A 24568-nucleotide genomic window follows, 5' to 3' on the forward strand; every position below is an offset into this window, starting at 1 on the left:
TGTTCGCTTCGACAGGCCTTCGCGGTATGCCGCCACGATGGGCTTGCGATATCCCGAGTCACTCGCCCCGGTGGTCAGGGGCGCGAGGGGCGACGCGTAGCAACGTCTGGATGAGCGATGGGCAACACTGTCCATAACGGCGCCTACGCCCACCGGCAGGATGCCCCCTGTGCCTTTCCAGGGGACGGAGGACCGATGACGTCCGGGAGTGCGGTCAATGCGTTCCGGATCGTCAGGCCGCCGTCCGGTCTCCCTCGGGCAGCGCGCCGGGTTGCCAGTGTGCGCTTGCCCAGGCGAGCTGCTCGGCGGGAGGGGCACCGTGCAAGTGGCTCGGTGGTGCGTGGCCCAGAAAGCGCAAGGCCCGGGTGAGGTTGTCGGCGGCGTCGACGTCGCGAATGGGCTCGGCACGGGTCTGTTTGCTGAGCTTGCGCCCATTGTCGTGCATGGCCAGCGGCAGGTGCAGATGGCGAGGACGGGGTAGGCCGAGGGCATCGCGCAGGGCCATCTGCGGGGCCGTGGCGATGAGCAGGTCGGCGCCGCGGACGATGTCGGTGACCCCGATGTCGTCATCGTCGACGACCATCGCCAGGTGGTAGGCGAACAGGCCGTCGCCGCGGCGGATGATGAAATCGCCGATCTCCGTGGCGATGTCCGCTTGTTGTGGTCCGAGTCGGCGGTCCGTGAACGTGCACGGCGTATCCGGCGACCGCAGCCGCCAGGAGCGTGCGCGCTTGCCCGGCGCCAAACCGTCGCGACAGGTGCCGGGATAGACGATGCCCGCCGGGCCGGGGTGGCCGGTGGCCTTGAGCTCGCGACGGGTGCAGCTGCAGGGAAAGGCGAGCCCCCGTTCGATCAGCGTCTCCAGGGTCGTGGCGTAGGCGTCGTCGCGCTGTGTCTGGTAGACGATATCGCCGTCCCAGCTCAGTCCGTGGTGCTCCAGGCTGCGCAGGATGGCCGAGTCGGCCCCGGCAACCGCACGCGTGCGGTCCACGTCCTCGATGCGCAGTGCCCAGCGGCCGCCGTGGTGGCGGGCATCGAGCCAGCTTCCCACTGCCGCCACCAGCGAGCCGAAATGGAGCGGTCCCGTCGGGCTGGGGGCGAAGCGGCCGATATAGTGAGATGACGCAGTGTGAGCCATGGCGAGCGTGTGTCGTTCCCCCGGGATATCGACGAGCGCGAACCTGTACGAATCGTCTCAGAGGTATTGTCATGCGTCAGCCGGTCTGTGCGCCGATGGGACAACGCGCGAGGCGCGCCGTGTGGCCGGGCTACATAAGCGGCGAGCAACGCGGGACCATCGGCGCACAGACCGGCCCGAAGGGAGTGCCACAGTGGCCCGGTGGCGTTCATGACACATGACAATAGCTCCGAGCAGATTAGTACGCTAAACCGCCGGTGGCGAAACTTCCAAGCGGTCTCGGGCGGGTCGTCGTGCAGGCGGGGCGTGCTGCGGCGGAGCACACGGGCGCTCCGCCGCGGGATGGGGCTCGGGCTACGGCAGCCAGCCGTTGACCATGTCCGGGTGCGTTTCCACCCAGCGCTGCGCCGTTTCGAAGGGGTAAGCCCCTTTCATGCGGCTCCAGATCAGCAGCTGCCCCATCTGTTCGGGGGTCCAGCGGAAGCTGTCCAGGAAAGCGTAGACGTCGGCGGGCACGTCCTTGTCCAGGCCCTCACGCACCATGGTGTGAATGGTCTCGCCGGTGCTGAACACGCCCTTGGGGTCATCGAGGTACTTCAGCCGCCAGCGGGCGAACTTCCAGTGGGGCTCCCAGCCGGTGACCACGATCCAGCGGTGCTGGGCGATGGCCTGTGCCAGGGCTTCGGTCATGGATTCCTCGCTGCCGGAGACGAGCGTGTAGTTGGTCAGCCCGTATTCGCGAATCGCCGCCCGTGCCTGCTTCATGATGCCGGCAGCCGGATCGATGCCGATGATCTGCCCTTTGAAACGGTCGGCGTACTGGCTGAGATCCGCGATGGACTCCGCCTTGATATACGGTTCGGTTTCCTGGGCGGACTCGGCGGTCTGGCGCTGCGTGGAGATGTCCGGCACCACCAGCCCGGTACGCACCCCTTCCATGTTCGGCCCCAGGTCCACCATGGTTTCCCCGAACTGGTCGAGGTAGTGGCCGTGGGTGCTCGGCAGCCAGGCGGAGAGCATGACGTCCGCCTTGCCCTCGGAGACCGAGCGCCACATGTCGTCGGCGGTCATGGCGATGAGCTCTACGGGCTGGTCGAGGTGTTGCTGCAGTACCACCTTGGCCACGTTGGCCGACGCGGTGGAGGACGACCAGCTCACGTAGGCGATGCGCAGTGGTTCGGCGGCCGCGTTCGTGCCGGTCGTGGCAAGCACGAGCAGGCTGGTTGCAACCGCCATGGTGAGCCGTTGGAGGCGACGGGTGACGGTGATTGGCGCACTCATTGCTGCGGCCCTCCCTCGCTGCTCGGGTTATCGCTGTCGCCGGGGTTGTCGGTGGCCGGGGCGGAACGTTCCGCAGCCGGGCGCAGATCCAGGTGCTCGTGGGCGACGTAGCCCTGGAGTCCCTTGACCAGGCTGTAGCAGAGGAACAGTAGCAGCAGGCAGAAAGGCAAGCCCGTGGTGATAGCCGCCGTCTGCAGTGCCACCAGGCCGCCGCCCCAGAGCAGGGCCGCCGCCACCACGCCCTCGGTGACCGCCCAGAAAATGCGCTGCACCACCGGTGGGTCCTCGACCCCGCCGGCGGTGATGATATCGATCACCAGAGATCCGGAGTCCGAGGAGGTCACGAAGAACGTGATCACCACCAGGGTGGCGAGCAACGAGGTAATGGTCGAGAAGGGGAACTGCTCGAGGAAGAAGTACAGCGATTGCGGCAGATTCTCCTGCACCGCCTTGCCGATGCCACCGGCACCGAAGACCTCGATCTGCAGCGCGCCGTCACCGAAGACGCTCAGCCACAGGAACGTTACCACGGTGGGCACCAGCAGCACGGCGATGATGAACTGCCGGATGGTGCGGCCCCGCGAGACGCGCGCGATGAACATGCCCACGAAGGGCGACCACGCGATCCACCAGCCCCAGTAGAACACCGTCCAGCCGTTCTGCCAGTCGCCGCCGGTATAGGTTTCGTTCCAGAACGAGAGGAAGAAGAAGTCGTCCAGGTAATTGCCCACGTTCTCCACGAAGCCGTTCAACATGAACAGCGTCGGCCCGCCGATGAACACGAACAGCAACAGCAGCCCGGCGACGATGATGTTGAAGTTCGACAATCGCTTGATGCCGCCGCTGACCCCGAGCACCACCGAGACCGTGGCCATGGCGGTGATGATGGCGATGAGCACGGTTTGCACGGCCGGGTTCTGCGGTAGCTCGAACAGGTGATTGAGCCCGGCATTGACCTGGCTGACCCCGAGGCCGAGGGAGGTCGCCACGCCGAACAGCGTCGCCACGGTGGCCAGTATGTCGATCAGGTTGCCCCAGAAGCCGTGGATCTTCTCGCCGAGAACCGGGTAGAACAGGGCGCGGATGGAAAGAGGGGCGCCGCGGTTATAGGCGAAGAACGCCAGGGCCAGGCCCATCAGCGTGTATACCGCCCACGGGTGCAGCCCCCAGTGCAGGAAGGTGGTGCGCATGGCGTCCTGGGCGGCCTGCGCGCTGCCGGGCTCGGCGCCGTGCGGCGGTGCCACGAGGTGATACATGGGCTCGGCGACGCCGTAGAACAGGAGTCCGATGCCCATGCCGGCGCTGAAGAGCATGGCGAACCAGGCGCCGATGGAAAACTCCGGCGTGGCGTCGTCGCCGCCGAGGCGTATTCGTCCCCACCGCGTGAACGCCAGGAAGATCACGAAGAACAGGAAGATGTTCATCGACAGCACGTACAGCCAGCCGGTGACGTTGGCGATCCACGCCTGGATCGCGCCGAAAGCACCCTGCATGGCGTCGAGGAAGACGAAGCTTGCGACGACGAACAGCAAAATGAGCCCGCCACCGATGAAGAATACGATGGGATTTAGATTTATGAACTCGGAGCCGTCCTTGCCCTTGATGATCAGGTTCTGCTGCATGGCTCCCTCCCCCTCATGACGGTGATGGTATTCATTGTTGGCCCGATGGGCGTCGGGGTGTTCGGCGCAGGTTTCGATCGCGAGGACACGAAGTCCGGACGACGGAAAGGCAGCAAGGGCAGGGGCCGGAGGACTCCATGACCCTGCCTCACCGAGGACCGATGCGTTTCCCCGGACCAGAACGCCATGGCTTTGTCTTCGTTGCACTGCGAACGTCTGCAGGAGTATAGAAAACGTGGCGCGAACCGGCGACAAGGACGGTGCACGGCATGGCGAACTGCCCCGTGCGACCGGGGTCCACAGGGTAATGACCGTTTACGCCGGACGTTACAGCGGGGCCGTGCGAGGTTCCCATGGCGATGACCCATTCCCGGCACGCGTTGTATGTGACAGCGCGTGTGTTGTTGCTCGTCGTGTCCACCTTCGGTTCGGTCCACCTGCTGGGCTGTGCGGGCAGCGATGAGTCCATGCCGTGGGGCGAGGCCCCGTACGCTCAGGAGCATCCGGTGTATCTGCGCGAGGTGGCGCGCTATCAGCGTGAGCTCGAGGCACTCCGCCAGGCGCTCGATGCCCTGGAGCGCAACCGCGCCCTCTACATGGCGCGCGGTGACGAGAACCGCTGGACGCTCCACGGGTTACGGCGATTGCCCGGGTGGGATGCGGCTCTCGCCCGGCGGCGCGACGCCGCTCGCGAAGCCTACGAAGCGGCATGGGCGCGTTGGGCCACCCAGCGGATGGTGACGCTGCCGCTCGATCTCAGCCGCCCTGCGCCGACCCCGCGAGCGGCCCGTCGTCACCTGTGGCACTACAATCTCGAACGGCTCCGACGCTGGGCAGCGTACTTGCGTGCCGAACTGCTATACCGGGATATGGAGCTCGCAGTGATACGCGCGGACTACGGCCGATATGACCCCATCGGACAACGGCGGTGAGCGTCCGCGGCGATCCCGCGCCAGCGACCCGTCGGCGAACACGCCCAGTCGTTTCGATGAGCTGCTCGGCAAGGCGGTGATCATTGGCTGCCTGCTGCTCTTCGCCCAGGTGGTCTGGGTGGGGATCCAGGGGGCGATCGACAGCCAGAAGGACCGTCCGAATGCCGCTCCCGAGAGCTCCGTGAGCGCCGATGAGTGATCGTGACGGCGAACCGGCTGCTTCGGCGTCGTGTTCGCGCTAAGGTGGGACGTTGTCAGCATTCGCAGCGCAGTGTGAGCCAGCGACCCATGCCTTTCCGACTTGCCGACCGGGTGAACCGGATCCGTCCTTTTCACGTCATGGAGCTGTTGCGCCGGGCCCACGAGCTCGAGGCCGCCGGTGGTGACGTGGTGCACATGGAAATCGGCGAGCCCGATTTCCCTACCGCCAAGCCCGTGGTCGAGGCGGGCCGTCAGGCACTGACCGCGGGACGGACGCACTACCTGCCGGCGGCCGGACTGCCGGCCCTGCGTGAGGCCATTGCCCGGCACTACGCCGACGATTACGGCGCGCACGTGCCGCCGGAGCGCATCTTCGTCACCCCGGGCGCGAGCGGGGCCCTGACCCTGGCCATGGCCCTCGTCGCCGGGCCCGGGGAGTCCGTATTGCTGCCGGACCCGGGGTATCCGTGCAACCGCAACTTCGTGGAGCTGGTCAACGCCGTGCCGCGGTTGGTTGCCGTGGGGCCGGAGGACGATTTCCAGTTGACTCCGGAGGCTGCCGAAGCCGCGATGGATGAGTCCACCGCGGGCATGCTCGTGGGTTCGCCGTCCAATCCCACCGGTACGGTGGCCAGCGCCGGGGCCTTGTCGGGAATGGCGGAGCTGGCGGACCGGCACGGTCTGGCGCTGATGGTGGACGAGATTTACCACGGTCTCTACTACGGCGACCGGCCGGCGAGCGCGAGCGTGCACGCGCCGCAATCGCTGATCGTGAACAGCTTCTCCAAGTACTTCGGCATGACCGGCTGGCGGCTCGGCTGGCTGGTGGTGCCGCCGGGCCTGGAGGGGGCGGCGGAGAAGCTCATTCAGAATCTCTACATCAACGCGTCGACGCCGGCACAATACGCCGCGCTCGCCTGCTTCACACCGCAAGCACGGGAGGTGTTCGCGGACAGGCGCGAGGCATTTCGCCAGCGCCGTGACTTCCTGTTGCCGGCGCTGCGCGAGATCGGATTCCGCATCCCGGGAGAACCGGCGGGCGCGTTCTACCTCTATGCGGATGTGAGTGCGCTCGCCGACGATAGCGAGGCGCTCGCGCGGGCGTTGCTGGAGGAGTGTGCGGTGGCCGCGACCCCCGGGCTGGACTTCGAGCAGAGTGCCCCCGAGCGCCATCTGCGCTTCGCCTATACGACGTCCCTGGAGCGGCTGGAGACCGGCGTCGAGCGTATCGCGCAGTATCTGCGGTAGGGGAACGTTGAACACGATGCTGTGAGTCTGTTTCCGCGCCCGTGCCCGCGCCAGTCGGCGGCCACCGTCGGGGTAAGGTCCGGTGGCGGGCGTTGCGGCGGGAGACGCTGTGAATCCTTCCCTGGACGCTCGGATGCGGCCGTCCATGGCCGCATACGCTCCCGCCGCAACGCCCGCCACCGGACCAAGCACTTGCCGCGGCGTCTCCACGGACCTTCCCTGGACACCGAGTCCAGAACCCCAGAACCCGAAAAGTCCTACACCGCCGCCTCCTCCAACCGGTACTCCCGCAGGTCGCTGCGCAGCAGCGTGGCGGCAATCACCCCGGTGGGCATGACCAGCAGGTTCAGCACCGGAATAATGGTCATGGCCAGCAAACCCGCGCCGAGGCCCAGGTGCAGCAGGCGCCGGCGGCGGATGAGAATGCGCTGGTCGGCGAAACGCAGGCCATGATTGCCAAGGGGGTAGTCGCTGTATTCCAGCGCGATGATCCAGGCGCCGTAGACCGCCCAGGCCAGTGGCGCGATGACGTTGATCACCGGAATGAAGAACAGTAAGAGCAATGGTGCGCCCAGCAGCGCGAAATGGCCGATCTTGCGCAGCTCGTCGGTGACCGCCGTGGCGGTCTCCACGACCAGGCCGCCAGCGGCGACCTCCGGCGGCATGTGACCGGTGGCCCGATGCTCCACGCGCGCGGAGAGCATGCCGTTGAATGGCGAGCCGACGAGGTTGGCGACGGCGGTGAACGTGTAGAACATCAACACCGCGCCGGCGAGCACGAACAGCGGCCACAGCAGCCAGCGCAGTATCACCACCGCCACCGTGAGAGCGTCGCCGAGCCAGCCGCCGATGTCGATCTCCGACGCCCTCGGCAGCAGCCAGTCGAGTAGTGCCTGGTAATATTCCGCCCCGAGCCAGAAAAGGCCGGCGAAGACGACGATGTTAATGGCGATGGGCAGCACGACGAAACGCCGTAGGCCCGGTTCGGTGAGCAGTCCGAAGCCGCGGGGCACATAGCTGATGCCCCGCAGGAAATCGCCGATCATGAACGCCTCCCTCAGTAGCAGAGCGGGGGGATTCTACGTGGCGCACCCTCGGATGCGCCACGTTGCCCGGCGATCAGTCCTCACGCTCGACGGTGTCGATGCGATAGAGCGTCGTGCTGCCGCTGATTTCGTTGCCCACCGCCAGCAGCGGGGCGTCCACCGGGCTCGCCGCCGCCGGGACGAAGACGATGCCTTCGGGGCCCAGGTCACCGGCGGTGCCGGCTTCCGGGTCGCCGCCGAGGTCGCGGTTGTTGACGTACTCGACGAAGCGCGGGGACTCGGGGTCGGTCACCTCGTAGACCATGATCCCGCCCATGCGCTCCAGACCGATGAAGGCGTAGGTCGCGCCGTTGACCTCGCCCACGTCCAGTGCTTCAGGCTCGCTGCCCTTGTTGTCGCTGCGGCTGTCGCCGTCGTTCTCGTCGTTGTCATTGTTGAACGACTCGCCGTAGCGTGCCGCGGTGATACGGGCGAACTCGCTGCCGCTGTCGGCGACCAGGCCATCGTCCGACCAGATGGAGAATGAGCGCGCGCCGAAGGCATAGAGGGCGTCGTAGTCGCCGTCGCCATCGTCGTCGCCGAGCGTACTGGTGATCGTCAGCGGTCCGATGGCCGCCTGCACGCCGGCGGCGTTGGGGAACGCCGTCGGGTCGAGGGTCACGTCGCTGACCTCGGTCTCTTCATCGAACGCGTCGTATTCGCGGGCATCGCCTTCGTTGGCGGTGATGACGTAGTCGGTGCCGTCGATGCGGAAACTCGCGACGGCGTCGGGTTGGTACAGGCCGAACACCGGGCGCTGCATGATGTTGACGCCGTCGTCGTCATTGCCGTCGATCTCGTTGCCCGGGAGGCTGTGATCCTTGGCCCCGAGGCCGCGGACCGCAGTGATGGCCGGCTCGGTGAGGTCGATCTCGGCGAGGGCGTTGTTCTCCTGCAGCGATACCCAGGCACGGTCGCCGTTCTCGGACACGGTGATGTATTCCGGCTCCAGATCCTCGGCCACGCTCGCGCCGGGGCCGAAAACTCGCGCGCCGGCGGCGCGCAGCTCGGCCTCTCGGCCATTGAAATCGTGAAAATCCAGGTGCGTGGCGGTTGCGGCGTTCACGCCCGCGCTCAGATCAATGAGGCTCACCGAGCCTTCCGGGTCGGTGGCATAGTCGTCGCTCGGCTCGCCTTCGTTGGCGACGAGTACATGCTGACCGTCCGGGGTGAACGTGACCATGTCCGGCAGCGCGCCCACGGTGACCGTGGTGATCAGTCCGAGATCGCCGGCATTGAAGAAGGCCACCTGGCCGTCGGCCTGTGCGTCGTCGGCCTCGATGGCGACGGCGACGATGCCATTGGCGACGGCCACGCTGTTGGCGGAGGCGCCGATGGTGCCAGCGTCGATGGTGCCCACGCGTGTCGGCGCCGACGGGTCGGCGATGTCGAGGACGTCGACACTGGCGGCATCGGCGTTGACCACGAACAGACGCTGGGTCCCGGGATCGTGGGCGACGATTTCCGCGGCGCCTTCATCGAAGATGCCGGTCTCGAATCGGCCCAGCTGCGACAGCCGGATGTCCTGCTCGCTGTCGTCGCTGGCCCCGCCGCAGGCGACCAGTGCCAGGCTGGCGGCGAGGCTCAGGGCGAGGGGTGTCGTGCGTGTCATGGAGTTCCCCCATTGTTGTTGATATGTGCGGCGCGCCAGAGCCTGTGTGGCGCTCTTGACGCGTTCGTGACGGGTGCATGACAGGCGGGTGAAAGTGCATCCCTGCATGCGGCTGAGTGGGTTACGGCTGAAACGGTCGTGGCGTGAGCCCGAGTCGTTGCCACAGTACCCGATCGTCGGCGACCTGGTCCTGGGCGAGACGGTCGAGCATCCCGGGCCCCACGTCACCCGGGGCGACACGGAGAACGCCCCGCAGCAGCGGGGCGGGAACGGGAAGAGGCCGGATGGGCGGAACGGCCCCGGCGAGTATGCGTCGGATCATGGCGCCGAAGGTGAGCCGCTCGCCGCCGCCTATCTCCTGCAGGGACGCACCGGTATCCTCGGGCGCGGATACGAGCTGCCACAACGCCGCCGCCAGGTCGGCGGCGTGGAGTGGCTGGCGCAACCCCGTGGCCGCCATGGGCACTGGAAACACGCGCAGCCGGCGGCCGATGCCGCGAACCCGTGGAATGATGCCCCGGCTGGGGTGGCCGTAAATCAGCGTCGGTCGCAGGATGCGGCAGGTGATGCCGTGATGTTCGGCGCGGCCTTGAGCTGCCTGCTCACCGTGGGCGAGGCGCTCGGCCAGGCGACGCTCATGGGAGTCGGCCGTCCGGGCCTTGGTGCGTGCGCTGCTCGAAGAGACAGCGATGAGCGCCGCCGGCGGCGCATCCGCCAGCGCGTCGAGCAATGGGGGCAGCAGCCAGATGGGGGCCATGTGCAGCAGCACGCGGGCCGCCGGCAGGTCGCGCGGCGGGGTCTCCAGGTCCACCCCGCGCCAGGCGATGTTGGCCGGCAGCTCTGCGGGGCGCCGGCGGCCGATGGCCGTCACCGCGGCCGGATGCTCCGCCAGCGCTGCATTGAGGAACCATCCGGGCTGACTGTTGAGGCCGGTGACCAGCAGCGCCCGCGCGCTCATGACCGCTGTGCCGCTGCGGTGACGCGGCGCAGACCCACCGCCGCAATGCGGGCGGTGGCGGCGACGCCGAAGCGGCCCCAGATGACGCCGCTGACCACCAGCGCGGCGATGCCCCGGCCGTGGAACTTGCGGAAGTAGCGAACCATGCCCAGGTGCTTGTACCAGAGCACCTTCAGTGGGGCGCGACGGCTGCATGCGCCCTGATGATGCACGGCGATGGCGTCTGGCACGAAGCGGATGCGCCAGCCGCTGTCGCAGAAGCGCCGGCACCAGTCGAGATCCTCGCAGTGGAGGAAGTAGCCCTCATCGAGTGGGCCGACTTCGGCGCAGGCATCGCGCCGAGCGACCATGAGTGCGCCCGAGATCGCCCCGATCTCCACGGGCTCCTCCGGCAGGGGGCTACCGGTGAGGTTGAAATCCCAGCGCCGGCCGAGCAGGCGGTGGAGGCCCAGCACACGGGCGAGCGTGTTGCCCGGCGTGGGCATTTGCCGGCGGCAGCCGCGCTGCTCGCTGCCGTCCGGGTTGAGTAGCAGCCCCCCGACCATGCCGGTGCGCTCGTCCGCCGCGTTGGCGAGCAGCGTGGCGAGCGTGTCGGGGCGGACGATGCAGTCCGGGTTGATAACCGCCACCCACGGCGCATCCGTCGCGCGCAACCCTTCGTTGACCGCCACCGCGAAACCGCCGTTGTCCCCGCGCCGGATCACGGTGAGCCGGTCATCGCCGTCGCACGCGGTTTCGAGCGTGGCGAGGCTGTCGTCGTCCGAGGCGTTATCGACGACGACCACGTCGACGCGCAGCGCCGAGGCCAATAGCGCGCGCACGCATTCGGTGAGTAGGTCGCCGGCATTGTAGTTCACAACCACCGCCGTCAGCCGGGTGTCGGTCACCTGCGCCTTGGCCGGTGAAACCGCGGCAATCACCGTTGCCGGCGGGCGACGGTGCGCCTGTGGCGCCCGTTCCCTGGCCTCGATGCTGCGAGTCAGCGTCTCTGCCCTGAGTGACACCGTCTCCGAGTTCACATACCACCTGCCGCCCGAGCGGCGGCGCCCCGCATCGATTGCCGCTCAATCGCGTTTTTGCGGCGCCGCCGACGTGAATCCGTAAAATACGTAGTGTAGAGCAACGGCAACGGGCGTGGCGAGGCAATGCAGGCAAGGACAGGGCGATGGACATGATCGCGTTGGCGGCGACCGGGGCGGTCGTGGCGATCACCGCGGCGTTGAGCTACCTCGGCGGGCGCTGGCTGAGTGCGGCCGCAGCGCCCCTGGGGTTCGTGGACGAGCCGTCCAGCCGAGGCATGCATCGACATCCCATCCCCCGCGCCGGTGGCGTGGCCGTGGGTGCCGCGCTGGCAGTGGGAACGGCGCTGCTGGCGGTTCCGGGCTGGCGGCCGGATGCGGGCGTCGCCGCCATCGCCGCGGGCGTGGTCTGGGCGGTGGGTGTCGCCGATGACCGCTGGCGGATGCCGGCGCGCTGGCGCTTCGTGGCTCAGCTCGCCGCGGTTGCCGTCGTGGCGATGGTCTTGCCGGTGGCCCTGCCGGGGCCGGCCTGGGCGTGGCAGATTCTGGCAGTGATCGGCTGGGTCTGGAGCGTCAATGCCCACAATTTCATGGACGGTATCGATGCCATCGCCGCCGTGCAGGCGGTGACAGTCTTCGCCGGTATGGCGATGCTCACCGCATTGCATGGACACGGCGCCGCGCCATGGTTGGTGGTCGCAGCCGCCTATGCCGGTTTCGCCGTGCTCAACTGGCCGCCCGCGCGGCTGTTCCTGGGCGACGGTGGCAGCACGCTGCTCGGTTACCTTGTCGGCCTGGGGACGGCCTCGGCCGTTCTGCAGGCCTCGACGACAGCCTATGGCTGGTTCATTCTTTCCGCAGTGTTCTTCACCGACGCCACGTGGACGCTGGTGGTGCGCGTGGCCACGGGGCAGTGCTGGTACCGGCCGCACAGGCTGCATGCCTACCAGAAGCTGGCGCTGCGCTGGGGCAGTCACGGGCGCGTGAGCGCTGCGGTGGCACTGGTGAATCTGGCGTGGTTGCTGCCACTGGCGTTGCTCGCCGTGGCATCGCCGCACTGGGGGCCGATGGTCTGCGTACTCGCTTATGCCCCGTTGTTCGCCATCGCATGGCGCTGCCGTGCCGGTTGGCCGGAGGCGGGGACGTAGGCATCCAGTGGCCTGGAGCAGATGTGCCATGAATGTCTGTTCCCGGACACGCCATTCAATGGGGGTGGACGGCAATGCGCATTCTTGTGACAGGCGGGGCAGGCTACATTGGCTCGCATGTCGTCCACGAGCTTCTGACCGCGGGGCATGCGGTCACCGTCTATGACAACCTTTCCACCGGGCACGAATGGGCGGTGGGCGAGGCCGAGCTGGTGGTGGCGGAGCTCGGCGACCGGCAGACGCTCGCCCGGGTCGTTGCTCGCGGTTTCGATGCGGTCATGCATTTCGCCGCGCATATCGTGGTGCCGGAGTCGGTCGCCGAGCCGCTGAAGTACTACCGCAACAACACCGGCAACACGCTTGGGCTGCTCGAGACCGTAAAGGCCGCGGGCGTGCCCGTGTTCGTATTCTCCTCCACAGCCGCTGTCTACGGCATGCCGGATGTGTCGCTCATCGACGAGCAGACCCCGCTCGCGCCCATCAATCCCTATGGTGCGTCCAAGATGATGAGCGAGCGCATGCTCATCGATCTCGCCGCGGCGCAATCGTTGCGCTACGGCATCCTGCGCTATTTCAATGTGGCCGGCGCCCACCCCGACGGCCACATCGGCCAGTCGACCCCGGTAGCCACGCATCTCATCAAGGTCGCCTGCCAGGCGGCATTGGGCCGGCGCGACGGCCTTGCCATCTTCGGCAGCGATTACCCCACCCGCGATGGCACGTGTATCCGCGATTACATCCATGTCGTGGACCTGGCACGCGCCCACGTACAGCTTCTGGACCACCTCGTCGCCGGCGGCGATTCGCGGATCTACAACTGCGGGTATGGTCACGGCTATACCGTACGGGAGGTCGTTGACACCGTGCAGCGGGTCCATGGGCAGGCGTTTCCGGTCCACGAGATCGATCGTCGCGACGGTGACCCCGCCGCGCTGGTTGCCGACAGTACCCGCCTGCGCACGGAGCTCGGCTGGCAGCCGGAATACGATGACCTGGAGACCATCGTCCGGCACGCGTACCGGTGGGAGCGGGGCGAGCGCAGCGGGTAGGCCGGCATTCGGGCGTTGCGGCTTTAGTACAAAGCGGCAAGTGAAAAGCCAAAAGCCAAAAGTCGGGAGTCGGTACCTGCGGTGCCATCACCGCGCGCAAGCTAAAGCTTCCAGCCTCAGGATGCGAAAAACCCGCCTGTCGTCCACCTACGGCGCTACCTGGCACACACCGGCGACGGTGTCGAAGGCCTCGCTGTCAGCGAGGAACAGCGCTTCCAGAACATCGAAGTGATTACGGCCCGCGGGTGCGACGATCGGCGCTTGCACGCCGGCGAGGGCTGCGTAGTCGGCGCTCTGGCGGTGGAACGCCTCGCTCTCGGCGCCGCCAACGGCGAGTCGTAGCGGGATCGATGTCGCGGGCGGCCGTTCGTACAGCGGCGAGCAGGCACGGGCCGACGCCTCGTCCAGGCCGAGGACGTCGTTGAGCGAGGTGTGAACGATAGGGGTGACATCGAAGACGCCGGATATCGCCAGCGCGGCACTGACCGGGTGCGAGCCTCCCCAGTCGTGGGTAAGCAGGCGGGCGACGATCTGGCCGCCGGCGGAGTGGCCGGAAACCGTCAGTGGTCCGCTGCTGATGCCGTAACGGCCGATGTTCTCGCGCAGGAAAACGATGCAGTCCACGCACTGCGCGTTGATCGCGGGGACGGTAACCGCCGGACAGAGGTCGTAGTTGGCGACCACCACCGTGATACCCCGTGGTACCAGGTCGCGGGCGACGAAGGCGTAGTCCCGCTTGTCCTGACTGCGCCAGTAGCCGCCGTGGAAGAACACGTGTACCGGCGCGTCGGCCCGGTCGGCGGGGAAAATGTCCAGGGTTTGCAACTCGCCGGTGCCGTAACGCACGTCCTCGAACCGTTGCGGCAGCCGCGTGCGCGTCTCCTCGGCCAGGGCCGAAAGGCGGGCGAAGTAGTCCGCGAAGTCGGGTACCGTGACGCGTGGGTTGTATTCGTATTCGAGTTGCGCGGGGCCACGTGTATTCCAGTCCATTTCAACGGGTTCCGCGTTTCCGGTTTCGAGCGGCAACAGCGGGCGCGAAGCCGGCACGAACGGTTACGGCCGCAGGCCGTGCCTTGTGAAGGCTAGTAAAAGCAACGTGGTAACGGCACCGCAGGTGCCGACTCTCTACGTCTTTCAACTTTCCTCTTCCCGCTTTTCACTCACGTTCAGACGCTCAGATACTGCCGCTGCAGGTCCCCGTGCGCTTCGAACGCGGTGCTGTCTCCTTCCCAGACGATATGCCCGCGGTCGATGATGTAATGCCGGTCGCACACCGCCATCAGTGCCTCCAGGCTGGCGTCGATGATCAGCAGCGACTGGCCGAGCTCGCGCAGCCGGCGAAGGCAGGCCCAGATGTCACTGCGCACTACCGGCGCCAGCCCTTCAGTGGCTTCGTCGAGGATGAGCAGTTGCGGATTGGTCATCAATGCCCGGCCTATGGCGAGCATTTGCTGCTCGCCGCCGGAGAGCTGGTTGCCCATGTGGCGGCGGCGTTCTTCCAGGCGTGGAAAGAGCTCGTAGACACCGCGCAGATCCCAGCCCCTGCCCCGGGCGGTGGCGATCAGGTTCTCCGCCACCGACAGGTTGGGGAAGATCTGTCGCCCCTCCGGCACCAGCCCGATGCCGGCGCGCGCGATACGGAACGATGGCTGCCCGGATATGCGTTGCCCGCCGAATCGGATCTCACCGCGTTTCGGCGGGGTCAGACCCATGATGGAGCGCACCGTCGTCGTCTTGCCCATGCCGTTGCGCCCGAGCAGACTCACCACCTCGCCCTCGGCGATATTCAGGTCAATGCCGAAAAGCACCTGGCTGGTGCCGTAGGACGTCTCCACGCCATCGAGCTCGAGCATCAGTACGACTCCTCCAGATACGCTGCCTGAACGTCAGGATCGTTGCGTACCGCCTCCGGGGCGCCACTGGCCAGTACTGCCCCGTTGACCAGCACGCTCACCGTATCCGCGAGCCGGAATACCACTCCCATGTCGTGCTCCACGAGCAGAATGGCGTGACTGGGACGCAGCCGTTCCAGCAGCTCGACGATGGTTTCAGTTTCCGCCTGCCCCATTCCGGCCATGGGCTCGTCCAGCAGCAACACGGTAGGTTCGGTGGCGAGCGCCATGGCGATCTCGAGCTGGCGCTTCTGTCCGTGGGCCAGATCGGCGGCGCGGCGGTCGGCGAGAGCGTCGAGCCCCACCTGGGCCAGCGCGGCATCGGCGGGTTCGGTGAGCCGACGGTCGCGACGGGCACGGCGAAAGAACGAGAAATGATGGGAGGCGCGTGACTGCACGGCGAGGGCCACATTGTCACGCACGCTGAATTCCTCGAAGATCGCCGTGATCTGGAACGAGCGGGCGATGCCGATGCGCGCGCGCCGGGGCATGTCGAGACCGCTGATATCGCGACCCTGGAACCGGATCTCACCGGCGTCCGGGCGCAGCTCGCCGGAGAGCTGCGACAGCGCGGTGGTCTTGCCAGCCCCATTGGGGCCGATGAGCGCGTGAATACGGCCTTTCTCCAGAGCGAGAGAGAGGTTGTCGGTGGCCTTGAGGCCGCCGAAACGCTTCTCCAGGCTCCTCGCCTCGAAGATGACCTCGGCTGGCGATGACGCCGGCCTTCCCGGGGTTGCCTCGCTGGCGGGCTGTACGAACGCTTCAGCCATGACTGCCTCCCCGGCCGGATAGGGCCCCGTAGATGCCGCCGCGGAAGAACAGCACCGCGGCGATGAGCACCGGTCCGAGCACGAGCTGCCAGTGCTCGGTCACCGACACCAGCGTTTCCTCGAGCAGCAGCAGGGCGACGGCGCCGTAAATCGGCCCCACGAGCGTGGTCAGCCCGCCCAGGAGCACGATGATCATGAATTCCCCGGACTGTGGCCACGCCATCAGCGAGGGGCTGACGAACTCCGTGTGATTCGCGATGAGCGCTCCGGCAAGGCCGGTGAGCGCGCCCGAGAGCACGAATGCCGCGAGCTTGTACCCGAAGGGACTGTAGCCGAGCGCGCGCATGCGGCGCTCGTTCTGGCGGCATCCCTGGATGACACGGCCGAAGCGCGAATCCACCACGCGTGAGAGCAGCGCCCAGACGGCTATCACCAATGCGAGGCAGAGGTAGTAGAAGCCGGTGGCGTTGCCCAGGTCGGCGCCGGCGAGGGTGTTGCGCAGCCAAAGGGGCAACCCGTCCTCACCGCCGTAGCCGTCCAGCGAGACGAATACGTAGAAGATCAGCTGACCGAAGGCCAGGGTGATCATGATGAAGTAAACGCCGGAGGTGCGCAGCGAGATCAAGCCGACGAGCAGTGCGTAGGCGGCGCTCACGGTCATCGCCAGCGGCCATACCAGCAACGCTTCGTTGCTCCCGGTCCAGCCGAATACCAGTGGCATGTCCTGCATCACGTGGGTGCTGAGTATGCCTACGGTGTAGGCACCGAGGCCGAAGAACGCCGCATGGCCGAAGCTCACCAGGCGTCCGTAGCCCATGACGAGATCCAGCGCCAGGGCGGCGACGGCATAGATCAGGGCGCGGTTGACCATGGTGACGAGGAATGGATCGTCGACCATCGCCGCGACCGGCGGAATCGCCGCGAGCGCGATGAGCAACGCCGCTGTGGCGAGGTTGGCGCGATTGAGCAGCGTGCTAGGCATGACGGCTCCCGAACAGTCCTTGAGGGCGCACGGCGAGTACCGCTGCCATCACGAGATAGATCGCCATCGACGACAGCGACGTGCCGACGGTGCTGGCCGCCGAGGGCGACAGCCACAGGGCGAAGAGATCGGGGAGGTAGGCCCGCCCGAGGGTGTCCACCAGGCCGATGAGCAATGCCCCGGTGATTGCGCCCTTGATGGAGCCGATCCCGCCGATGACGATGACCACGAAGGTGAGGATGAGGATGTCCTCACCCATCCCCGACTGAATGGCCATGAAGGGGGCTGCCATGACACCGGCCAGTCCGGCCAGGCACGCCCCGAAGCCGAACACCAGCGTGTAGAGCAGGCGGATGTTGATGCCGAGCGCGCCGATCATCTCGCGGTTGGAGGCGCCGGCACGGATCCACATGCCCAGGCGTGTGCGCATGATCATGAAGTACAGCAGCGCCATCACCAGCACGCCGACTGCGATTACCGCCAGGCGGAAGGCAGGGTAGGGCACGCCGGGGACGACCTCGACGGTGCCGGCGAGCCACTCGGGTGGATCCAGCAGCAGAGGCTGGCGACCCCAGAGCACCCGTACGGCCTCGTTGAAGAAGAGAATGAGACCGAACGTGGCGAGCACCTGGTCGAGATGGTCGCGCCGGTACAGCCGACGGATGATGAGTAGCTCCATGATCATGCCGGTGACCGCCGCGGCAGCGATGCCGGCGACGAGCCCCATCAGGAAACTGCCCGTGTAGGCGGCCACTGTGGCGCCTACATAGGCACCCACCATGAACAGCGATCCATGGGCGAGGTTGATGAGGTTCATGATGCCGAACACGAGCGTCAGCCCGGAGGCCATGAGCAGCAGGGTCACACCGAACTGCAGACCGTTCAGCAGCTGCTGGAGAAACAGTTGCATGCGTCAGCTCCACATGTGAGGAAGCGTCCGTGCGGGCGCGCCGCGGTTCGTCGATCGGATACCGCAGGCACGGTCATCGCCAGCCGCGGTGCGCGCTATGCAGGCGCGGCCTCCCGCCGACGATGGTGGATTGCGCTTCGCGTCATGCACCCTTCGAGTGTCCGGTCCGGCCGGTCGCCGGACGCGGATCGCCGCGTGGCCCGTGTGCGGGCCTACTGCCCGAGGCTGCACTCCTTGGCGTAAGCGTCTTCGTGGTCGTCGAAGACCTTGGTAACGATGCGGTTGGTCAGGTTGCCATCGTCCTCACGTACCACTTCGCGGACGTAGATGTCCTGAATCGGGTGGTGATTGGTGTTGAAGGCGAAATCGCCGCGGATGGACTGGAAATCGGCCGCTTCCAGGGCCTTTCGCAACGCGGTTGTATCGGATACGTCGCCACCGGTGGCCTTCAGCGCGCTGGCGATGAGGTTGGCGGCGTCGTAGCCCTGACTCGCGTAGAGGGTGGGTTCGCGGCCGTATTTCTCCGTGTAGTCCTCGACGAAGCGCGGGTTGAGCTCGCTGTCGAGATCCTTGCTCCAGTGCGCCGAGTTCAGAGTGCCGACAGCGGCCTCGCCGACGGCGTCCACCAGTGTGTTGTCGGCCGAGAATCCGGGGCCGTATAGGGGAATCTCCTGGTCGAGCCCGGCCTGGACGTACTGCTTGATGAAGTTGATGCCCATGCCGCCGGGGTAGAAGAAGAACACGTTGTCCGGTGCGGCGTCTCGGATCTCGGCGATCTCGGCGGCGTAGTCGGCCTGGCCGAGCTTGGTGTAGACCTCGCCGACGACGTTACCCTCGAAGTAGCGCTTGAAGCCGGTGAGCGCATCCTTGCCGGCGGCATAGTTGGGGGCGAGCAGGTAGACGTTGTCCAGGCCCTCGTCGGTGAAGTACTGGCCCATCGCCTCGTAGAAATTGTCGTTCTGGTAGGCGACGTTGAAGTAGTTTTCGTGGCATAGCCGGCCGGCGAGCTTGGCAGGGCCGGCGTTCGGGCTGATGTAGATCACGCCGTCACGCACCGCCTTGGGAATGGTGGCCATGGCCACGTTGGAGAACACCGAGCCGGTCATGATCTTCACGCCCTCGCTCTGGATCATGCGCGTGACGATCTGGCGGGCATTGCCGGGGTCGCGGCCGTCATCCTCGACCAGCAGCTCCACCTCGACGCCGCCGAGCGTGCCGCCCGCGTGTTCCATGGCGAGCTGAAAACCGTTGCGGATATCCTCGCCGAGATAGCCGCCGCCGGTGGACAGCGTGGTCACCATGCCGATCTTCACGGCTTCGGCGCTGGCCTGTGCGGGCAGCGCGGCAGCGGTGCACAGCGCCACCGAGGCTGCGGCGAGACGCATGTTTCCCCGTTTCATGATGCTTCCTCCTGAACGTGTTCTAGTCATTGTCTTCGAGCGGGTCCGGAACCCGTCGCGCACCTCGGCTCAGAGGTCTCGCAGGCGGTAACGCTGCAGCTTGCCGGTGGCCGTGCGGGGCAGCGCGTCGAGAAACGCGATCGCCCGTGGGTATTTGTACGGCGCGATGGTTCGCTTCACGTGCTCCTGCAGGGCCACGACGAGGCCGTCGTCCGCCTCCCGGTCTTCCGCGAGCACGACGAAGGCTTTTACCAGCTGCCCACGCACCTCGTCGGGCACGCCGATCACGGCGCATTCGGCGACCGCCGAGTGTGTGAGCAGCGCGTTCTCCACTTCCGGGCCGGAAATGTTGTACCCCGACGAAACGATCATGTCATCGGAGCGGGCGACGTACCAGAGATAGCCGTCCTCATCCATGCGGAAGGTGTCGCCGGTGATGTTCCAGCCATCCTGCACGTAACGGCTCTGGCGGTCGTCGGCTAGGTAGCGGCACCCGGTTGGGCCACGGACGGCGAGGCGTCCGGGTGTGTTCGCGCTCACCTCGTTGCCCTCGTCGTCGAGGATGCACGCCGTATAGCCGGGCACGGGCAGGCCGGTGCTGCCGGGGCGAATGGCGTCCACCGGTGCGGAGACGAAGATGTGCAGCATCTCGGTGGCACCGATGCCGTCGATGAGCGCGAGACCGAGCTTTTTGTGGACTTCGTGCCAGGTGGCTTCGGGTAGGTGTTCGCCGGCCGAGACCGCTTTGCGCAGACAGGAGAGGTCCCGTCCATCGAGCTCGGTGAGCATGGTCCGGTATGCCGTGGGCGCGGTGAACACGATGCTCGCGCGTTCTCGCTCGATGTGTTCGAGCAGCTTCAGCGGCGGCGCCCTCTCCAGCAGTAGTGTCGCGGCTCCCGCGTGCAGCGGAAAGAGCACGAGTCCGCCGAGGCCGAAGGTAAAGGCAATGGGCGGGCTGCCCGTGAACAGATCGTCTGCCCCGGGCCGGAGGATTTGCTGCGAGAACCCCTCACAGATGGCGAGCATGTCGCGGTGGAAGTGCATCGTGCCCTTGGGCATGCCTGTCGTGCCGGAGGTGAAGGCGATCAGGCAGGTCTCGTCGGCGGCGCTGTCCCAGGCCTCGAACTCGGCGGGCTGCTCGGCCAGGGCAGCGTCGATGGTGCCGGCACCGCCGCCGAAGAACGCATAGTGCTTCAATGACGGACTCGCCTCGGCGGCGGTGCGCAGATCAGCGTCCAGGCGGACGTCGCAGAGCGCATGGCTGATCTCGGCTTTGTCGATGATCTGCGAGAGCTCGCCGGCGCGCAGCATGGGCATGGTGCCCACGGCGATGCCGCCGGCTTTGATCACCGCGAGGTAGCCGGCCACCATCATGGGGTTGTTGGGCGCGCGCAGCAGCACCCGGTTGCCGGGTGCGAGGTGCATTTCGTTGACCAGGTGGTTGGCCAGGCGGTTCACCGTCTCGTAGAGGTCGCGGTAGCTCCACGTGGCCTCTGGCGTGACGAGGCAGCGATGGTCGCCGTGGCCGCGCTCGATCCAGCGGTCGAGCAGCTCCACCACGCAGTTCAGCCGCTCCGGGAAGTGGTAGGCCGGATGCGAGAGATCGAGCTCCGGCCACTGCTCCCGTGGTGGCAGGTGGTCGTCCGCGAACGTGTCCCGCGGCAGGCGGTTCATGCTCTCCTCCTCAGCGGTCTTGGTTGGTGGCCGCTGTTTCTTACAAGCAAGAATTTTATATTAAAGATTTTTAGGCGCAAATTACTGTCGCCGATCCCGCTCCGGTTACTCGGGCACCACGGCGGTGGCTTCGACTTCGACCTTCGCGCGGTCCTCGATCAGCGCCGCCACCTCCACCATGGCCATTGCCGGGAAGTTCTTGCCCAGCACCTCGCGGTAGGCTTCGCCCATCTCCTTCAGGCGGGCGAGGTATTCGCGTTTGTCGGTGATGTACCAGGTCAGGCGCACGAGGTGCTCGGGCGCGGCGTCGCCGGCTTCGAGCACGGCACGGACGTTGTAGAGCACCTGGCGCACCTGGTCGATGAAGTCGTCGCTGGGGAACTCTTCGTTCTCGTCCCAGCCGACGAGTCCGCCGGTGACGACCAGGCGGCCGCTGGCGCTGACGCCGTTGGCATAGCCCTTGGGGCGCTTCCAGCCTTCGGGGTTGATGATTTGCATGGATGATCTCCCGTGTTCTGTGGGGTCGCTGGTTTCAACGTTGTTCGTGGCGTGGAGGGGGAGTCTCGGTGGCGGACATGCCGTGAACCCGTCCCTGGGGGCTCGACTGCGGCCGTCCTGGCCGCAGACGGTCCGCCACCGAGACTCCCCCTCCACGCCTGGCTACCTCCGTGGGGCGCCGAGAGCCGCGTAGACCGGCACACGTGCGCGCAAGCGCATCGGATGCCGGCATGGGGATTCGCGGCGAAGCCGCACTTCGTGTGTCCGCGACGCCGGGGTTGCGGCGGCAGCCGGGGAACGGGGCGATGACGGGCGTTGTGCCGGGAGACGCCGTGAATACGTCCCTGTACGCTCGTATGCCGCCGTCCCTGGCGGCATACGCTCCCGGCACAACGCCCGCCATCGCCCCCGGCAACCGCACTGGGCGTATCCGCGACGTCGGCGGATATTCGTTCGCTGCCGCGCAGGCGGGTGCCGTCTGGCGACACCGATCTGCCGGCTCTTTTTGGTGTGACTTGCATGCAGGCGTTCTCTACTGATCGTCCCGGTGGCCGATTCCGGCCATTGGTTGCCGTGGGCGTGGTGGCGGTACATCGGTGCCGGACCGTCTGCGGCCATGGATGGCCGCAGACGAGCCCCCAGGGATGGGTTCATGGCGTGTCCGGCACCGATGTACCGCCGCCGCGCTGTCCGCTATTACCACCGTGATTACGAGTTCCCGCGGTCGCTGCAAGCCGAGCCACGAGCTCCGGCGGAAACTCGACCGCCGCCGGCTCCGGTGTGAACCGGTACCACCGCAGTACCGCGGTGCCGGCGACCCGCTCTTCCTCGCCGCAGGTGACGCGGTAGTCGACCACCAGCCGCTCGGGCTCCACCGCGCTCGGCTCGAGGGTGTAGTCGATGTAATCCCCCAGCAGGCTCGGTCGTGAGAAGCGGCAGTCGATGCGCTCGAAGCGCGGCAGGCCGGCGCCGGCGGCGAGCAGCGCTGCCTCGTCGCCCGCCTCGGTCAGCCCGGCGAGCCAGGTGCTCACGATCTCTTCGAGCAGCTCGAAGTAGCGCGGGTAGAAGACGATCCCCGCCGGGTCGCAATGCTGGAACCGCACCTGCCGGGTGACGCGATGGGTCGTACCGGTCATGCGCCTTCCCCATTGCCGGCGTCGAACGCGGCGAGCACCTGGCGGGCGATCACCTGCTGCTGGATCTCCGAGGCGCCCTCGTAGATGCGCAGGGCGCGAATGTCGCGGTAGAGCCGCTCCACCGGCACGCCGGAGGTGACACCGAGCCCGCCGTGCATCTGCACGGCGGCGTCGATGACACGCTGCGCCGCCTCGGTGGCGTGGAGCTTGGCCATGGAAGCCTCGCGGGTGACGCGCTCGGCGTGGCAGTCCTTGGCCCAGGCGGCGCGGTAGACGAGCAGGGCGCTCGCGTCCACGTCCACCGCCATGTCGGCGAGCTTCGTCTGGGTGAGCTGCATCGCGGCCAGGGTCGCCCCGAAGAGCTCGCGCGACGTGGTGTGGGCGAGCGCCTCGGCGAGGGCACGCCGGGCGAAGCCGAGTGCGGCGGCGCCCACCGTGGCGCGGAAGACATCCAGCGTGGCCATGGCCACCTTGAAGCCCTGACCCGGCTCGGCCAGGCGGTTCTCAGCCGGAATGCGGCAGCCGTCGAACTGCAGGGTGCCAAGCGGGTGCGGCGCCATCAGTTCGATGCGCTCGGGCACGCTGAAACCGGGGGCGTCGGCGGGCACGATGAACGCGGAGAGGCCCTTGGCGCCGGGCGCTTCGCCGGTGCGTGCGAACACGGTGTAGACGTCGGCGATGCCGCCGTTGGAGATCCAGGTCTTGGTGCCGTTCAACACGTACTCGTCGCCGTCACGCTCGGCGGTGGTGGCGAGCGCGCTCACGTCCGAACCGGCCTCGGGCTCGGACAGGGCAAAGGCGGCGATGTGGCGGCCTGCACGTACGCCTGGCAGCCACTGCTCGCACTGCGCCGGCGTGCCGAACAGCGAGATGGGTCCGGTGCCGAGCCCCTGCATGGCGAAGGCGAAGTCGGCGAGGCCGTCGTGGCGGGCGAGGGTCTCGCGGGTGAGGCACAGGGTGCGCACGTCCAGGCGATCGCCCGCGTTCTGCGCCACGCAGTGCTCGAGCCAGCCGTCGGCGCCGAGACGGCCGACGAGCGCTCGGCAGGTGGCGTCCACGTCGGACTCGTCCAGGCCGGTCAGTGCCTCAGTGGCCCAGGCGTCCAGCCGCTCGGCGTAGGCCTTGTGCGCCGGCTCGAAGAACGGCCAGTCGAGAAAGCTGCGGTCCATTTAGTCACCCTCGAAGATCGGCTTTTCCCTGGCGACGAACGCGCGATAGGCGCGCCGGAAGTCCTCGGTCTGCATGCAGATGGCCTGGGCCTGGGCCTCGGACTCGATGGCTTGATCGAGCCCCATGTTCCATTCCTGGTTGAGCATGGTCTTGGTGATGCCGTGGGCGAAGTTGGGCCCGGCCACCAGGCGCTCGGCCATGGCGAGGGCCTCGTCCCCGAGCTCGTCCGAGTCGAGCACGCGGTTGTAGAAGCCCCAGCGCTCGCCGTCCTCGGCGCTCATGCTGCGCCCGGTGAGCAGAAGCTCCGAGGCGCGGCCCTGGCCGATGATCCGCGGCAGGATGGCGCAGGCGCCCATATCGCAGCCGGCGAGGCCCACACGGGTGAAGAGGTAGGCGACCTTGGCGTCCGGCGTGCCGTAGCGCAGGTCAGCGGCCATGGCGATGGCGGCCCCGGCGCCGGCGCACACGCCGTCGATGGCGGCGATCACCGGCTGCGGGCAGGCGCGGATGGCCTTGACCAGGTCGCCGGTCATGCGGGTGAACGCGAGCAGGCCCTTCATGTCGCGCTCGGTGAGCGGGCCGATGATCTCGTGGACGTCGCCGCCGGAGCAGAAGTTGCCGCCGGAGCCCTGGATGACTACGGCCTTGACGTCCTCGGCGTAGACCAGGTTACGGAAGAGGTCGCGCAGCTCGGCGTAGGAGTCGAAGGTGAGCGGGTTCTTGCGCTCCGGCCGATTCAGGGTGATCACCGCCGTCTCGCCGTGCATCGCCCACTGGAAGTGCCGGGGTTCGTAGTCACTGAGATTCATGGTCGCGTTCTCCGTTATCCCACTCGTTCGCGCC

Annotated in this window: 23 protein-coding genes; 5 read left to right on the forward strand and 18 right to left on the reverse strand. The window is 67.2% G+C overall.

Features of this window, described 5'->3' with window-relative positions:
- Positions 1-232: 232 nt before the first annotated feature.
- The 3 genes from gluQRS to ACPEES_RS05740 form a co-directional block, all read right to left on the reverse strand.
- The gene (gene gluQRS / locus ACPEES_RS05730; protein ID WP_435101964.1) at positions 233-1138 is read right to left on the reverse strand and encodes a tRNA glutamyl-Q(34) synthetase GluQRS; all 906 of its coding nucleotides are present in this window, start codon (positions 1136-1138) and stop codon (positions 233-235) included.
- Between the two features lie 354 nt (positions 1139-1492).
- Positions 1493-2419: a glycine betaine ABC transporter substrate-binding protein gene (locus ACPEES_RS05735; protein ID WP_435101966.1), complete on the reverse strand. Its 927-nt coding sequence runs from the start codon at positions 2417-2419 to the stop codon at positions 1493-1495.
- On the reverse strand, positions 2416-4041 hold the full coding sequence (locus ACPEES_RS05740; RefSeq protein WP_435101968.1) for a BCCT family transporter: 1626 nt from the start codon (positions 4039-4041) through the stop codon (positions 2416-2418). Before ACPEES_RS05740 ends, ACPEES_RS05735 begins: the two co-directional genes overlap by 4 nt.
- A 353-nt stretch (positions 4042-4394) precedes the next feature.
- Between ACPEES_RS05740 and ACPEES_RS05745 the strand changes: the two genes are divergently transcribed.
- The 3 genes from ACPEES_RS05745 to ACPEES_RS05755 all read left to right on the forward strand — a co-directional run bounded on the left by ACPEES_RS05745 (position 4395) and on the right by ACPEES_RS05755 (position 6422).
- Positions 4395-4973, forward strand: coding sequence for a hypothetical protein (locus ACPEES_RS05745; RefSeq protein WP_435101970.1), 579 nt, complete (start codon positions 4395-4397; stop codon positions 4971-4973).
- Positions 4948-5172 carry a hypothetical protein gene (locus ACPEES_RS05750; RefSeq protein WP_435101972.1) on the forward strand — a complete coding sequence of 75 codons (225 nt, stop codon included), beginning with the start codon at positions 4948-4950 and terminating at the stop codon, positions 5170-5172. Before ACPEES_RS05745 ends, ACPEES_RS05750 begins: the two co-directional genes overlap by 26 nt.
- Before the next feature lie 89 nt (positions 5173-5261).
- Positions 5262-6422, forward strand: a complete 1161-nt coding sequence (locus tag ACPEES_RS05755; protein WP_435101974.1) for a pyridoxal phosphate-dependent aminotransferase — start codon at positions 5262-5264, stop codon at positions 6420-6422.
- A gap of 257 nt (positions 6423-6679) precedes the next feature.
- On the opposite strand, the gene cysZ is transcribed toward ACPEES_RS05755, so the two are convergent.
- From cysZ to ACPEES_RS05775, 4 genes are all read right to left on the reverse strand, one after another.
- Positions 6680-7468 (reverse strand): sulfate transporter CysZ, encoded by a 789-nt coding sequence (gene cysZ / locus ACPEES_RS05760; protein WP_435101976.1) that lies wholly within the window; start codon positions 7466-7468, stop codon positions 6680-6682.
- A gap of 73 nt (positions 7469-7541) precedes the next feature.
- A complete protein-coding gene (locus tag ACPEES_RS05765) occupies positions 7542-9119 on the reverse strand; it encodes a choice-of-anchor I family protein (protein ID WP_435101978.1) in 1578 nt (525 codons plus the stop codon).
- 121 nt (positions 9120-9240) lie between these two features.
- Positions 9241-10077 (reverse strand): hypothetical protein, encoded by an 837-nt coding sequence (locus ACPEES_RS05770; RefSeq protein ID WP_435101980.1) that lies wholly within the window; start codon positions 10075-10077, stop codon positions 9241-9243.
- Positions 10074-11081 carry a glycosyltransferase family 2 protein gene (locus ACPEES_RS05775; protein ID WP_435101983.1) on the reverse strand — a complete coding sequence of 336 codons (1008 nt, stop codon included), beginning with the start codon at positions 11079-11081 and terminating at the stop codon, positions 10074-10076. The genes ACPEES_RS05770 and ACPEES_RS05775 overlap by 4 nt, the downstream gene beginning before the upstream one ends.
- 161 nt (positions 11082-11242) lie before the next feature.
- On the opposite strand from ACPEES_RS05775, the gene ACPEES_RS05780 reads away from it, so the two are divergent.
- Together ACPEES_RS05780 and galE are read left to right on the forward strand one after the other, a co-directional pair.
- Positions 11243-12244 carry a glycosyl transferase gene (locus tag ACPEES_RS05780; protein ID WP_435101985.1) on the forward strand — a complete coding sequence of 334 codons (1002 nt, stop codon included), beginning with the start codon at positions 11243-11245 and terminating at the stop codon, positions 12242-12244.
- Positions 12245-12318: 74 nt separating this feature from the next.
- Positions 12319-13293 carry a UDP-glucose 4-epimerase GalE gene (gene galE / locus ACPEES_RS05785; protein WP_435101986.1) on the forward strand — a complete coding sequence of 325 codons (975 nt, stop codon included), beginning with the start codon at positions 12319-12321 and terminating at the stop codon, positions 13291-13293.
- A 147-nt stretch (positions 13294-13440) separates the two neighbouring features.
- Here the strand turns inward: galE and ACPEES_RS05790 are convergent, their stop codons facing one another.
- From ACPEES_RS05790 to ACPEES_RS05840, 11 genes are all read right to left on the reverse strand, one after another.
- Complete coding sequence (locus tag ACPEES_RS05790) at positions 13441-14283, reverse strand: alpha/beta hydrolase (RefSeq protein WP_435101987.1); 843 nt, start codon at positions 14281-14283, stop codon at positions 13441-13443.
- Positions 14284-14459: 176 nt separating this feature from the next.
- Positions 14460-15146, reverse strand: a complete 687-nt coding sequence (locus ACPEES_RS05795) for an ABC transporter ATP-binding protein (RefSeq protein WP_435101988.1) — start codon at positions 15144-15146, stop codon at positions 14460-14462.
- Complete coding sequence (locus ACPEES_RS05800) at positions 15146-15955, reverse strand: ABC transporter ATP-binding protein (RefSeq protein WP_435101989.1); 810 nt, start codon at positions 15953-15955, stop codon at positions 15146-15148. The genes ACPEES_RS05795 and ACPEES_RS05800 overlap by 1 nt, the downstream gene beginning before the upstream one ends.
- Positions 15948-16937 carry a branched-chain amino acid ABC transporter permease gene (locus ACPEES_RS05805; RefSeq protein WP_435101990.1) on the reverse strand — a complete coding sequence of 330 codons (990 nt, stop codon included), beginning with the start codon at positions 16935-16937 and terminating at the stop codon, positions 15948-15950. The genes ACPEES_RS05800 and ACPEES_RS05805 overlap by 8 nt, the downstream gene beginning before the upstream one ends.
- The gene (locus ACPEES_RS05810) at positions 16930-17847 is read right to left on the reverse strand and encodes a branched-chain amino acid ABC transporter permease (protein ID WP_435101991.1); all 918 of its coding nucleotides are present in this window, start codon (positions 17845-17847) and stop codon (positions 16930-16932) included. The genes ACPEES_RS05805 and ACPEES_RS05810 overlap by 8 nt, the downstream gene beginning before the upstream one ends.
- 212 nt (positions 17848-18059) lie before the next feature.
- The gene (locus ACPEES_RS05815) at positions 18060-19247 is read right to left on the reverse strand and encodes an ABC transporter substrate-binding protein (protein WP_435101992.1); all 1188 of its coding nucleotides are present in this window, start codon (positions 19245-19247) and stop codon (positions 18060-18062) included.
- A gap of 69 nt (positions 19248-19316) precedes the next feature.
- The gene (locus ACPEES_RS05820) at positions 19317-20921 is read right to left on the reverse strand and encodes an AMP-binding protein (protein WP_435101993.1); all 1605 of its coding nucleotides are present in this window, start codon (positions 20919-20921) and stop codon (positions 19317-19319) included.
- A gap of 105 nt (positions 20922-21026) precedes the next feature.
- Positions 21027-21419: a RidA family protein gene (locus tag ACPEES_RS05825; protein ID WP_435101994.1), complete on the reverse strand. Its 393-nt coding sequence runs from the start codon at positions 21417-21419 to the stop codon at positions 21027-21029.
- Positions 21420-22069: 650 nt separating this feature from the next.
- Positions 22070-22555: an acyl-CoA thioesterase gene (locus tag ACPEES_RS05830; protein WP_435101996.1), complete on the reverse strand. Its 486-nt coding sequence runs from the start codon at positions 22553-22555 to the stop codon at positions 22070-22072.
- The gene (locus tag ACPEES_RS05835) at positions 22552-23724 is read right to left on the reverse strand and encodes an acyl-CoA dehydrogenase family protein (protein ID WP_435101998.1); all 1173 of its coding nucleotides are present in this window, start codon (positions 23722-23724) and stop codon (positions 22552-22554) included. Before ACPEES_RS05835 ends, ACPEES_RS05830 begins: the two co-directional genes overlap by 4 nt.
- Entirely contained in the window at positions 23725-24534 is an 810-nt protein-coding gene (locus ACPEES_RS05840; protein WP_435102000.1) for an enoyl-CoA hydratase family protein, read from the reverse strand. It abuts the gene before it with no gap.
- Positions 24535-24568: the final 34 nt, after the last annotated feature.

Source organism: Arhodomonas sp. AD133, from assembly GCF_051195215.1.
In the GTDB taxonomy this organism is placed as follows: Bacteria; Pseudomonadota; Gammaproteobacteria; order Nitrococcales; family Nitrococcaceae; genus Arhodomonas.